Below are 12,961 nucleotides of genomic sequence, written 5' to 3' on the forward strand. Positions count from 1 at the left end.
GATCGATCCCGGAGCGAAGGGACCCCGAGCCCCAGCGAGCGGGCCGCACGTAGGAGCAAGCCTTTTGGGTTACCTTTTCGGCGTTTGGAAAAGGTGACCCGCCGTAAGGGCGGAACCCTAAGCAGCCGTTACCGCAGCAACGGATATTCACACAAAACAACCCAAAGCCTGGTCGGCCCACAGGCCGCCAAGGCAAAAAAAAAGGGGCAACCGAAGTCGCCCCAAAATGCCTTGCGTGCTCATCACTCCAGAAGAATCACTTCTTGCGCTTATTCGCGTCCTTCCAGATAAAAAATCCAAACCCTGCAAAAAACAGAACCATCAGCCCTACAGTCAGGACCCCGGCAAACACCACGTTATCGAAAAACATGACTGGCCTCCTGGCCCCTGCTCTGCTGCGATGGGACTAAGTTACCAAACACACAGGCGCACAAATTGACCGGGATCAATGCCAGCAACGAAGGGAGATAAAGGAGGGGAAATAACTGACCTGCATCAACGGATGCAGGGGGAGATCAACGCTTTTTCGGCTTGTTCTTCGACTTTTTCTTGGCTTTTCCCAGCGGCATGGCCTGCTCGAAAGCCTGTCGCACCTCGTTAAGGCGCTTCTCTTTAATGTCATGCACCCGCTTGGCGCGTTCGGTGCTGAGGTCGATCAGTTTGTCGTCTTGGCTCATGGCGTTCGGAACATCGCTTGAAAGAATCACAACTGCCACATCACCGGCAGACCTGCGCCAATAATGCAGCCAGACGCCAACGCTGACCAGCCACCGGCTTAAACGCTGTAAAACAATTCATGTGAACGACAACGGTCAAATCTCGATATCGACCCACAACCCCTGACGCGGCTGGTCTTCCATCAGCGGCACCACCGGCACGGTGTTATCGGCATTGAGTTCAGTGCCGGGCACCGCCAGATGTTCTTCCGGGTCTTCATCGGCTTCGCGACGACGACGATCGCGCTCCTGCTGGCGGCGCTGTTCTTCGCGCGCCATCAGTCGATCCTCTTCCGGATCGCGATTTTGCAGATCAATCGTGCTTTCGTTGGAGCTTTCCTGCACCGGCACCACCGGAGGAATGTCCGGTCGCTGGCGGATCGGGTCCTGCTGGGAAGTGATCGGCACAGCGCTCAAGGGGAGCATCGGTGGCAACATATAAAGGGTCTCCTGTCTGCAGGCTATCGGCTTGGGCAATGATGGCTTGAGCCGTCGGTCGCAAACTTGTGACCGTGTTGGCACTGTAGGAGCTGCCGAAGGCTGCGATCTTTTAATGGGACAACACCGATTCCAAGTGTTTCCCAAGATCAAAAGATCGCAGCCTTCGGCAGCTCCTACCCCAGTATTCCTTTGGCCTCAGGGTCGCATTCCGTTAAGATAGCCCGCTTTTTCAAGGTGGGAGTCAGGCAGCATGGCGCAGCAGTATCAACCGGGGCAACGCTGGATCAGTGACAGCGAAGCAGAGCTTGGTTTAGGCACCGTTCTGGCACAGGACGGCCGCTTGTTGACCGTGCTTTACCCGGCCACTGGCGAAACCCGCCAGTACGCGCTACGGAATGCGCCCCTGACCCGTGTGCGATTCTCGCCGGGCGACAGCATCACCCACTTCGAAGGCTGGAAGATGACCGTGCAGCAAGTCGACGATGTCGACGGGCTGATGGTCTATCACGGCCTCAATGGGCAGAACGAAGCCGTCACCCTGCCGGAAACCCAGCTGTCGAACTTCATTCAGTTCCGTCTGGCCAGCGACCGTCTGTTCGCCGGGCAGATCGACCCGCTGGCGTGGTTCTCGCTGCGTTACAACACCCTCGAACACACCAGCCGCCAGCTGCAATCTTCGCTCTGGGGCTTGGGTGGCGTGCGTGCGCAACCGATCGCGCACCAATTGCACATCGCCCGTGAAGTCGCTGACCGCATCGCGCCGCGCGTTCTGCTGGCGGACGAAGTGGGTCTGGGTAAAACCATCGAAGCCGGTCTGGTGATCCATCGCCAACTGCTCTCGGGCCGCGCCAACCGCGTGCTGATCCTCGTCCCGGAAAACCTCCAGCACCAGTGGCTGGTGGAGATGCGCCGCCGCTTCAACCTGCAAGTCGCGCTGTTCGACGAAGAACGCTTTATCGAAAGCGATGCCGCCAACCCGTTCGAAGACACCCAACTGGCGCTGGTCGCGCTGGAATGGCTGGTCGATGACGAGAAGGCCCAGGACGCGCTGTTCGCCGCCGGTTGGGATCTGTTGGTCGTCGACGAAGCCCACCACCTGGTCTGGCACGAAGAGAAAGCCAGCGCCGAGTACTCGCTGGTCGAGCAACTCGCCGAAGTCATCCCGGGCGTGCTGCTGCTCACCGCCACCCCGGAACAGCTCGGTCAGGACAGCCACTTCGCCCGTCTGCGCCTGCTCGATCCAAACCGTTTCCACGACCTGGCCGCCTTCCGCGCCGAGAGCGATAACTATCGCCCGGTGGCTGAAGCCGTTCAGGAGTTGCTCGACAAGGGCCGTCTCTCGGCCAAAGCGCACAAAACCATTCAGGGTTTCCTCGGCAACGAAGGCGAAGCCTTGCTGACCGCGGTCAACGATGGCGACACCGAAGCCAGCGCCCGCCTCGTGCGCGAACTGCTCGATCGCCACGGCACCGGCCGCGTGCTGTTCCGTAACACCCGCGCTGCCGTGCAGGGTTTCCCGGAGCGCAAGCTGCACCCGTATCCGCTGCCGTGCCCGGACGAATACCTCGAGCTGCCGTTGGGCGAACACGCCGAGCTGTACCCGGAAGTCAGCTTCCAGGCACAACCGGACGCCAGCGAAGAAGAACGCTGGTGGAAATTCGACCCGCGTGTCGAGTGGCTGATCGATCAGCTGAAAATGCTCAAGCGCACCAAAGTGCTGGTGATCTGCGCCCACGCCGAAACCGCGATGGACCTGGAAGACGCCCTGCGCGTGCGTTCCGGCATCCCGGCCACAGTGTTCCACGAAGGCATGAATATCCTTGAGCGTGACCGCGCTGCTGCGTACTTCGCTGATGAAGAGTTCGGTGCGCAAGTGCTGATCTGCTCGGAAATCGGCAGTGAAGGTCGCAACTTCCAGTTCGCTCACCACCTGGTGTTGTTCGATCTGCCGTCGCACCCGGACCTGCTCGAGCAGCGTATCGGTCGTCTCGACCGGATCGGCCAGAAGCACATCATCGAACTGCACGTGCCGTACCTGGAAACCAGCCCGCAAGAGCGCCTGTTCCAGTGGTACCACGAAGCGCTGAACGCGTTCCTCAACACCTGCCCGACCGGCAACGCCTTGCAGCATCAGTTCGGCCCGCGCCTGCTGCCGCTGCTCGAAGAAGCCGACGACAGCGAGTGGCAAGCGCTGATCGACGAAGCGCGCAGCGAGCGTGAGCGTCTGGAAGCCGAACTGCACACCGGCCGCGACCGTCTGCTGGAGCTCAACTCCGGTGGCGCCGGCGAAGGTGAAGCACTGGTCGAGGACATCCTTGAGCAAGACGATCAGTTCGCCCTGCCGATCTACATGGAAACCCTGTTCGACGCGTTCGGCATCGACAGCGAAGACCATTCGGAAAACGCCCTGATCCTCAAGCCGAGCGAGAAGATGCTCGACGCCAGTTTCCCGCTGGGCGACGACGAAGGCGTGACCATCACCTACGACCGCAACCAGGCGCTGTCGCGCGAAGACATGCAGTTCATCACCTGGGAACACCCGATGGTGCAGGGCGGCATGGACCTGGTGCTGTCCGGCTCGATGGGCAACACCGCCGTCGCGCTGATCAAGAACAAAGCGTTGAAGCCGGGCACCGTGCTGCTGGAACTGCTGTATGTCAGCGAAGTGGTTGCGCCACGTTCGCTGCAACTGGGCCGTTACCTGCCGCCGGCCGCCCTGCGTTGCCTGCTGGATGCCAATGGCAACGACCTGTCGGCTCGCGTCTCGTTTGAAACGCTGAACGATCAGCTGGAAAGCGTGCCACGCGCCAGCGCCAACAAGTTCATCCAGGCCCAGCGCGATCAGCTGACGCCACGGATCAACGCCGGTGAAGACAAGATCGCCCCGCGTCACGCCGAGCGCGTAGCCGAGGCCCGTCGCCGTCTGGCGGCCGACACCGACGAAGAACTGGCGCGCCTGACCGCGTTGCAAGCGGTCAACCCGACCGTACGTGACAGTGAACTGGTGGCGTTGCGTGAGCAGCGTGAGCAGGGTCTGGCGATGCTGGACAAAGCGGCGTTGCGCCTGGAAGCGATTCGGGTGTTGGTGGCAGGCTAAACCGCCCTGCTCCAGCGCTGAAAACAACAAGGCCCGCAGCGATGCGGGCCGATCGTTCCCACGCTCCGCGTGGGAATGCCTCAAGGGACGCTCCGCGTTCCAGCTCTGGAAAGGGACGCAGAGCGTCCCGGCTGCATTCCCACGCAGAGCGTGGGAACGATCAATGCTGATGGCCTCATCGCTGGCAAGCCAGCTCCCACAGGTTTCGGGTTGTTAACAAATTATGTGTACGACTCGGTCACTGTGGGAGCTGGCTTGCCAGCGATGACGGCTAGGCAGTCGCCGCTGCAACTTCTGGCTCAACCACTGCAACCAGCCCCTCCTTCATCCGCTGCGCATCGCGCACAAAACACCGCGCCGCCAGAAACAGAAACATCATGGTCAAAAACAGCGCCACCGGAATCAGGTACATCGCATCATGCAGCCCGACCGCCTTGAACGCCTCGGTCATCTGCTCAGCCCCTGCCGACAACATCGCCGTGTGGGCAAAATGGTCCGACAAACCACCAACCACCACCGGCCCCAGACCACCACCCAGCAAATACAACCCGGCAAAAAACAACGCCATCGCCGTCGCCCTCAGGCGCGGTTCGACCACGTCCTGAATCGCCGTGTAAACACAGGTGTAGAAGTTGTAGGCAAACAGCCAACCGACACTGAACACCGCGACAAACACACCAATCTCGATACGCCCGGCATGCAGCGCCCACGCCGTGCACAGCGTCGAAATAATCAGGCTGAACGCGGCGAACAACAGCCGCCCATTGGCCACGCGTTGGTGAATCTTGTCGGCAATCCAGCCGCCCAACGTCAATCCGACCAACCCGGTCACGCCGACAATCACCCCGGTCGCCACCGCCGCTTCCTGCAACGGCATCAGGAAATAACGCTGCAGCATCGGCACCAGAAACGAGTTGCAGGCATAGGTCGCGAAGTTGAAGCACAACCCGGCCATCACCAACCACAGAAAGGTCGGCACCGCCAGAATCCGCCGGATCGGCTTGTCGACGCGCTCTTGCGAGACCTGCACGGTTTCCGCCGCGCCGCGCTTCGGCTCTTTAATGAAGAACATGAAAATCGCCAGGATCAGCCCCGGCACTGCCGCGATAAAGAACGGCGCCCGCCAGCTGTCGAACGCCTTGACCATCGCGCCGATGGTGAAAAACGCCAGCAACAAGCCCAGCGGCAGACCGAGCATGAATATGCCCATCGCCCGCGCCCGACGATGCGCCGGGAACAGATCGCCGATCAGCGAATTGGCCGCCGGCGCATAGCTGGCCTCGCCGATGCCGATGCCCATGCGCACGATCAAAAAGCTCCAGAAGCTACCGACCAGACCGTTGACCGCTGTCAGCGCACTCCACGTCGCCAGGCCCCAGCCCATCAGTTTGCGCCGCGAGCCGGTGTCAGCCATGCGCCCCAACGGCAGCCCGGCAATCGCGTAAACAATGGTGAATGCGGTACCGACGATTCCCAGCTGAAAGTCGCTGAGGTGCCATTCCATACGGATCGGCTCGATGATGATCGCCGGAATGGTGCGGTCGAAGAAGTTGAACAGGTTGGCGAGGAACAGCAGGAACAGAATGCGCCAGGCATTCGCCGCTTGGGTCGAGTTCTGCATGGGTCCGTCTCTTTATTGTTATAGGGCTTCACTGCCAACGCATCCGAGCCCGGAACCTGCAATCTAGTCAGCCCGTCGGACGCTGTCTGTGATCATTTGTCTGCCTGATATCGGGCCATGCCACTGTAACGAAACGTAAGCCCTTGATAAGTCTGCAATCCCCCGAAAACCGGGGCTTCTACCGCAAAATCCTGGCACAAAAAAATAGTTGCGCGCCCCCCTTCCCAAGTCCGTGGCGAAGCCTAGAATAGCCGCCGGATCCGTCCGGATTCGCCGATCAATCCCTTTGATGCCCTCCCCATGTCCGAAGTCAGTCCGTGTCTGAATTGCGGTGCCTGTTGTTCCCATTTTCGTGTGTCTTTTTTCTGGGGTGAATGCGCTTCCTCCGGTGGCACGGTGCCTGATGAACTGGTCACGCAGATCAGCCCGAGCCGGGTGGCGATGAACGGCACCGACTGTAAATCGCCGCGTTGCACGGCGTTGGTCGGCGAAGTCGGCAGCGAGGTGAAGTGCTCGATTTATGAATTGCGCTCCAGCCCCTGCCGCGAATTCGAGTCGTCATGGGAAAACGGCGAACAGAATGTCGATTGCGACAAGGCCCGGGCGCGTTTCGGCCTGCCGCCGCTGCAACCGGACTGGGCGCAAATTCCTTTCGACCAGAGCGCCTGACTCTATTAGTGCCAAACGCTATGGCGCTAATGCCGAAATCGTTAGCGCCAATATGCCACTACCGCATTCACCCCAGAAACCGCCTCTATACTCCAGTCATTCGCCTGCGTTGACGACGCAGTAAGGACGACTTCAGAGACGGGGCATGCTATGGAGTGGCTTGGTTTGCAGTTTGTTACCGAGCTGCCGGAGAGCGGGCAGGTCATCCTCGATTGCACACACAATCCCTTGCTGGTGCTGGTGGCTTATCTGGTCGCTTGCGCCGCCAGTTTTGCCACCCTCGACATGGCCGAGCGGGTGGGCCACGCCGAAGATCCACGTTCGCAGCGGGTGTGGCGCTGGATCGGCGCCACCTGCCTGGCCGGCGGCATCTGGGCCATGCACTTCATTGGCATGCTGGCGTTCCAAGCGCCGATCGACATCCAGTACGACCTGCCCATTACCCTGTTTTCCTTGCTGATCGCCCTGCTTGCCTCATGGCTGGCCATGCACACCCTGAGCGAGGCCCGCCCCAGCCTGGTGCTGTACCTGAAAACAGCCATCGTCATCGGCCTGGGGATTGCCGGCATGCATTACGTCGGCATGACGGCCATGCAGTCGAGCGCCGTCGCTTACTATGACCCCGGCCTGTTTGCCCTGTCGGTGGTCATTGCCATCGGCGCCAGTTTCGCCGCGCTGTGGGTGGCGGGTTACCTTCGCGAAGGCAGCGGCCTGTTTCATCAGATGCTCAAATACAGCGCCGCGCTGATCCTCGGCGCCGGCATTTTCAGCATGCACTTCACCGGGATGGCCGCGTTGCACCTGGTCTTGCCCGAAGGCAGCGTGCCAGCGATACCCGTCGAAACCAGCCATATGCAGTTGGGCCTGACGGTCGCGTTGATCACCCTGTTGATACTCGGCAGCGCGGTCAGCGCCGCGCTGGCCGACAAGAAACTGCAGAGCAAGGAACACGACCTGCGCCGGGTCAACGCCTTGCTCAGTCAACTCGACCAGGCGCGCATGTCGCTGCAGCAAGTGGCCAACTACGATGCCCTGACCAACCTGATCAACCGTCGCGGCTTTAACCAGATCTTCGCCGAGAAACTCAGCCAGAAAACCACCGAGGGCGGCATGCTCGCGGTGATGTTTCTCGACATCGACCACTTCAAACGGATCAACGACAGCCTCGGCCATGACGCTGGTGACGAGTTGCTCAAAGTCATCGCCCAGCACATCAAAGGCTCGGTACGCAGCCATGAAGACGTGGTCGCGCGCTTCGGTGGCGATGAGTTCTGCATCCTGATCAGCCTGCGTGATCGTGAAGAGGCGCGCAACATGGCCCAGCGCATCATGCTCAAGATGAAGGAGCCGATCGAACTGGCCGGGCGGCGCATGGTCATGACCACCAGCATTGGCATCAGTCTGTTTCCGGAGGACGGCACCACCTGCGAAGAACTGCTCAAGCACGCCGATCTGGCGCTGTATCAATCCAAGGGTGCTGGGCGCAACGGCCTGCACTTTTTCAATTCCAACCTGAAAAACCGCGCGACCCTGGAACTGCAACTCGAGGAAGAATTGCGCCATGCCCTGCGCGAAGAAAACGGCTTGATGCTCTATTACCAGCCGATCTTCGAACTGAAAACCGGCCGCGTCACCAAGCTCGAAGCGTTGATCCGCTGGCAACACCCGCTGCACGGTTTGCTGACCCCGGATCGCTTTATCAGCATCGCCGAAAACAATGGTCTGATCGCCGAGCTGGATAACTGGGTATTGCGCCGGGCCTGCAAAGACCTCGGCGAGCTCTCGCGCCATGGCTGCGAAGAACTGAAAATCGCCTGGAACTGCTCGCCCCTCAATCTTGCCCGCGAGGAGCTGGCCCTCGAGATTGAAAGTGCGCTGCGCACCGCCGGCGTTGCACCGGAACGCCTGGAACTGGAAGTCACCGAAAATGCGCTGATGGGCAACATCGCCAACACCCTGGTGCTGCTGCGGCAAATCCGTGCCCTCGGCGTGTCACTGTCGATCGATGACTTTGGTACCGGTTATTCATCGCTGGCCTATCTCAAGCGCCTGCCGCTGAACACACTGAAGATCGACCGTTCGTTCATCATCGACATTCCCAATGCCACGGCGGACATGGAGATCGTCCAGGCAATCATCGTCATGGCGCACACCCTGCATTTGCAGGTGGTCACCGAAGGCGTGGAAAGCCTGGAGCAGTACGAATTTCTCGAGCGTTCGGGCTGCGATTTCATTCAGGGCTACCTGCTCAGCCGCCCGGTGCCGCTGGAGGAGCTGCGCCCGGTGCTGGAAGAAATCAATCAGCGCAAACATGCCCATACGGTCAATCCGTTGATTCTGGCGCGCGGTACATTTGCACCAGTGTTGCTGGATCCTGCGCCAAAAAACCCTGCGCCCCATGCAGGCGCATCAGTTGTGCGGCCAATCCGCTGATGGGTGTCGCTGAACCCTGCTCGCGGGAGAATTTCACGGCGGTGTCGAGGTCCTTGAGCAAGGTGCGCACGTGCCATTTGATCGGCTCGAAGCGGCTTTCAGCCATTTGCGGGGCGAGGATCTGCAGTGGTTTCGAATCGGCAAAACCGCCGGCCAGCGCTTCGGCAATCAGGCTCGCATCAACCCCGGCCTGCTCGGCCAGGGCCACCACTTCGGCAATCACCAAGGCATTGCAGGCAACGATCATCTGGTTGCAAGCCTTGGTCACCTGCCCGGCGCCGACACCGCCCATGTGCGTCACGCGCTGACCGAGATTGAGCAGCACCGGGCGCACGCGCTGAAGATCTGCCGCATCGCCACCGACCATGATCGCCAGACTGCCCGCTTCGGCGCCGACCACGCCGCCGGACACCGGAGAATCCAGCCAGGCCATGCCGCTGTTCTCGGCCAGTTGCGCCGCCATCTCGCGCGTGGCGGTCGGTTCGAGGCTGGAAAAATCCACCAGCAGCTGGCCGTTTTTCGCGCCTTCGGCAATACCGCCAGCGCCAAACACCACCCCACGCACCACCGCCGTATCGGCCAGGCACAACATCACGATGTCCGCGTGTTCGCACAAATCGGCGGGACGCGCCACCTGCCGGGCACCGGCCTCGACCAGCGGCGCGCACTTGGCCGGGTTGCGATTCCACACGGTCAGCGGATAACCCGCCGCCAACAGACGCCGGCACATGGGCAGCCCCATCAGACCGATTCCGGCGAACCCCAACGAAGGTAGCGTTGACATCATTTTGCCTCTTTTCGATTAAAGATCGCCGAATAATGGCCGATTCATCAACGATCAGGAAAGGATTCCCCCCAGCGACACTCAGGCCAAATCCCTGACGCTCGGGCTCAATTCGCGCACAAAAGACGCGAGATCTTATTCCGTGAGGTTCGCAGGCAACTGGCCGACGAGCCATCCAGTCCAGGTATATGGCGCACAATGACTTCTAAAAACAATCCCGCCACTGCGGTATCCGATCTGACTTTGAGCCCCGCCGCCAACAGCCCGCCATCGTCGAAGCCATTGGTCCCGTCGCGCCCGCTGTCGACCCAGCAATACCTGTACTTCACCGAAACCAATACCGACCGTATCCTCGACAATCTCGACGGCCTGCGTGATCTGGTGTTCCCGCGCCCGCCGCACCTGGAAGGCGATAACGAACAGCACAACGATCAGGAATTCCCATCGGTGTGCCTGATCGGCCTCGGTCGCTGCGGCTCCAACATCGCCCTCGACGTCGCGGAGCTGGTGTACAACGCGCGCAAGTTCTACCTCAACGAATTCAACAACGAAGACCGTGCGGCGGATCGCCGATCGGCCGACAAGGGTTACAGCCCGGCGCAGTGGATCAAGAACAACCTGCGCATCGGCAACAACAAGGCGAGCAAACCGGTGTTCCTGGTCGAGCCGCTGGTGATGCTCGGCGACCTCGACAAAGACATTGCCGGGCGCATCCGTTTCTCGCGCAAGGGCGAGAAAAGCGGCTTCCTGCGCGACTACAGCAAAATGAAGATTATGGACTTGTCCGAAGTCCACGCCGGCGGCGCCGGTAACGCGCCGATCCTCGGCCAATATCTGGCGAAGATCATCCTCAACAAGGACACCCAGCGTTTCTCCAGCCCTGACTGGAAAATGATCCACTCGTACCTGATCGACAGCTGCGGGATCAAGGCCAACCAGTCGCGCCTGTATTTCTCGATCTTCAGCGCCGGCGGCGGTACCGGTTCCGGCATGGCCTCGGAATTCGGCCTGGCCCAGCAGCACTCGTACATGAACAAGACGTTCGACACCAAGCCGATGGACGAGCATGACGGCAAGAGCGGTCATTCGTTCGTCTTCGAGCCGATCTTCACCAGCGGCATCTGCGTGCTGCCGAACATTTCCGACCATCGCAGCGAAATGTCCGAGGCGCTGCACATCAACGCCGGTCGCCTGCTGTGCAAATACCTCTCGGAAGAATGGGATTTCTCCTACAACTTCGCCAACGAAGACAGCAGCGAAGCCAGCGTCATGGGCCGTATCCGCCCATGGAACGCAATGATGCTGATCTCCAACGACATCATGCGTTACGCCGAAGAAAGCGATGACGGCAACATCCAGAACATTGATGTCAATGCGATGGAGAAGCACGCCAACCAGTACATCTCACAGCAAATCTTCAACATTCTGACGGCGCAGGCAGTCACCACTGACTACGACCAGAACTATTTCCGCCGTGCCGGCATCGACATCGGCGAGACCATTCGCCTCGACGCCAACGACCTGTTCATGAGTCTGGCCGGGCCGGTGGCGATTGCCTACGCCGAATCGGTGGTGCCGGAAACGCCGCCGCCGAGCAGCGACAAATTCAAGGTGTTCGACAAAGAGCCGCAGCGCCTGAACATCGACGACCTGTTCTTCCGCTCGATCGACTTGCCGCACTTCAACAAGGTCACGCAGGCGATTGAAGGCATCAGCCTGCTGCCGATCGAATCCAAGCGTTATCGCGCTTCGCTTGAGCAGTACAAGAATTCCGGTTACGACGCCGCCGCGTTGCACGACCTGCACTTCTTCAAGAACTGCTCGTCGGTGGTCTCGATCGTTTCGCTGCCGAAGGATTACAAGCTGTCGTACATGGATCTGAACCGGTTGAAGACCCACCTCAACAGCCTGTTCCCCAACACCACGCTGAAGCGTTACGCGCTGGTGATCGGCGCCTCGGCCAACCTGTCGCTGACCACATTGATCGCGAAGAGCCCGTGCCTGTCGGATGATTTCCTGACCCTGATCGTCGCGTTCATCAAGCGCTGCTTCGCGAAGAACCCGTACCGTTTCGACGAGACGCTGGACAACTCGATCCTCGATTTCATCATCAACGAAGAGTTCGACGAAGACCGCATCGACGACCTGCTCAATGAGTTCGAAAACCCGGCGAAGATCCTCGACACCAATTGGTACGCGATCAAGCCGATGTACGAGAAGAAGTACCGCGAGCTGATCAACGACAAAGAGAAATTCGTCTCGATCAACGACATTCGTTTGTCGCGTGATTGCGTGAAGAAGTCGATCAAGTACCTGCGCGAGATCTATCGTCACCGGATTGGCAAGACCAAGGTTATTTCCCTCAATAACCATACCGGCAAGTCGTTCTCGGTCTGATCCAGGACCGAGTCGCCCCTATCGCTGGCAAGCCAGCTCCCACAAGGTCCGGGTGAACACAAATTTTGTGAACAACACCAAACCTGTGGGAGCTGGCTTGCCAGCGATGAGGCCCTGAAATTCACTGAAGATTTCAGCCTTTCCAATATCCAGAAACAATTAAGCAGCCGTTAGGCTGCTTACTAAACTGTTCCCGTTACGTTTACGTCACCGTGATGCCACCCTCGCCTGTGGTGTTTCTCTACGGCAACGTGCCATCACGCTACTCCGCTACACACTTTTCGCTGATGAGCGGTCGCACCATCAAGGTGCGACGTCGGCGGCGACTGCCCTTTCCTGGATCAGAATCCACGGCGAAACCACCACCGCCCACAACGCCGGATCGCGCTCGAAAAGATCCAGCGCCCGCGTTTCAGACAGCTTGGCGACTTTGTCTTCGGCCAGCCAGGCGGCCACTTTCTCGCCTTCATCCGAAGCCACGGCCTCGGCGGCCGCGATCAGATCCAGCGCAGGGTCGACCCACAATAGGGCACCCTTGGCGAAGAACGGCTCCAGCTCTTTCCAGGTAATAGATGCGGTTTCACCAAGCAGCTTGGCATAGAGGGTGCTAGGTTCTTGATTCATGGGAACTGTCCGGAGAAGAAATCGACGCGAATGATAACGTCGGTGGTCCGCCAGAAAAACCCGGTTGCAAATGGCTTCACCGAACGAAAAGAGCAGGAACGCCAAGGAATGCTGTTGATTGGGATATATACCCACGAACGCCCCGCCGCAATTCTGTCTTTTTCATTCAAAAATGCGAC

Annotated in this window: 10 protein-coding genes; 4 read left to right on the top strand and 6 right to left on the bottom strand. The window is 59.7% G+C overall.

Translation table 11 applies throughout. The features are described from left to right. Positions 1–256 precede the first annotated feature (256 nt). The 3 genes from ccoM to EJA70_RS16250 form a co-directional block, all read right to left on the bottom strand. Positions 257–370 carry a cytochrome c oxidase subunit CcoM gene (gene ccoM / locus EJA70_RS31270; RefSeq protein ID WP_003222396.1) on the bottom strand — a complete coding sequence of 38 codons (114 nt, stop codon included), beginning with the start codon at positions 368–370 and terminating at the stop codon, positions 257–259. A 145-nt stretch (positions 371–515) separates the two neighbouring features. Further along, entirely contained in the window at positions 516–716 is a 201-nt protein-coding gene (locus EJA70_RS16245) for a hypothetical protein (RefSeq protein ID WP_157173089.1), read from the bottom strand. 96 nt (positions 717–812) lie between these two features. After that, positions 813–1,154: a hypothetical protein gene (locus EJA70_RS16250; RefSeq protein WP_008082237.1), complete on the bottom strand. Its 342-nt coding sequence runs from the start codon at positions 1,152–1,154 to the stop codon at positions 813–815. 253 nt (positions 1,155–1,407) lie between these two features. On the opposite strand from EJA70_RS16250, the gene rapA reads away from it, so the two are divergent. After that, positions 1,408–4,254 carry an RNA polymerase-associated protein RapA gene (gene rapA / locus EJA70_RS16255; RefSeq protein ID WP_008082238.1) on the top strand — a complete coding sequence of 949 codons (2,847 nt, stop codon included), beginning with the start codon at positions 1,408–1,410 and terminating at the stop codon, positions 4,252–4,254. Positions 4,255–4,525: 271 nt separating this feature from the next. On the opposite strand, the gene EJA70_RS16260 is transcribed toward rapA, so the two are convergent. Continuing rightward, positions 4,526–5,875 carry an MFS transporter gene (locus EJA70_RS16260; RefSeq protein ID WP_158832000.1) on the bottom strand — a complete coding sequence of 450 codons (1,350 nt, stop codon included), beginning with the start codon at positions 5,873–5,875 and terminating at the stop codon, positions 4,526–4,528. Positions 5,876–6,175: 300 nt separating this feature from the next. Here EJA70_RS16260 and EJA70_RS16265 point away from each other — a divergent pair, with 300 nt between their 5' ends. Then, entirely contained in the window at positions 6,176–6,544 is a 369-nt protein-coding gene (locus EJA70_RS16265; RefSeq protein WP_008082241.1) for a YkgJ family cysteine cluster protein, read from the top strand. 150 nt (positions 6,545–6,694) lie between these two features. Further along, positions 6,695–8,977, top strand: coding sequence for a bifunctional diguanylate cyclase/phosphodiesterase (locus EJA70_RS16270; protein ID WP_158832002.1), 2,283 nt, complete (start codon positions 6,695–6,697; stop codon positions 8,975–8,977). Here EJA70_RS16270 and EJA70_RS16275 read toward each other — a convergent pair. Continuing rightward, complete coding sequence (locus EJA70_RS16275) at positions 8,868–9,764, bottom strand: NAD(P)-dependent oxidoreductase (protein WP_178116866.1); 897 nt, start codon at positions 9,762–9,764, stop codon at positions 8,868–8,870. The two genes, EJA70_RS16270 and EJA70_RS16275, sit on opposite strands and share 110 nt — an antisense overlap. Before the next feature lie 195 nt (positions 9,765–9,959). Here EJA70_RS16275 and EJA70_RS16280 point away from each other — a divergent pair, with 195 nt between their 5' ends. Further along, the gene (locus EJA70_RS16280) at positions 9,960–12,158 is read left to right on the top strand and encodes a hypothetical protein (protein WP_158832006.1); all 2,199 of its coding nucleotides are present in this window, start codon (positions 9,960–9,962) and stop codon (positions 12,156–12,158) included. A 303-nt stretch (positions 12,159–12,461) separates the two neighbouring features. Here EJA70_RS16280 and EJA70_RS16285 read toward each other — a convergent pair whose 3' ends face one another. Further along, positions 12,462–12,782: a DUF2288 domain-containing protein gene (locus tag EJA70_RS16285; protein WP_008082246.1), complete on the bottom strand. Its 321-nt coding sequence runs from the start codon at positions 12,780–12,782 to the stop codon at positions 12,462–12,464. Positions 12,783–12,961 lie beyond the last annotated feature (179 nt).

The sequence above is a fragment of the Pseudomonas sp. PB103 genome (genome assembly GCF_009764635.1).
Classification (GTDB): domain Bacteria; phylum Pseudomonadota; class Gammaproteobacteria; order Pseudomonadales; family Pseudomonadaceae; genus Aquipseudomonas.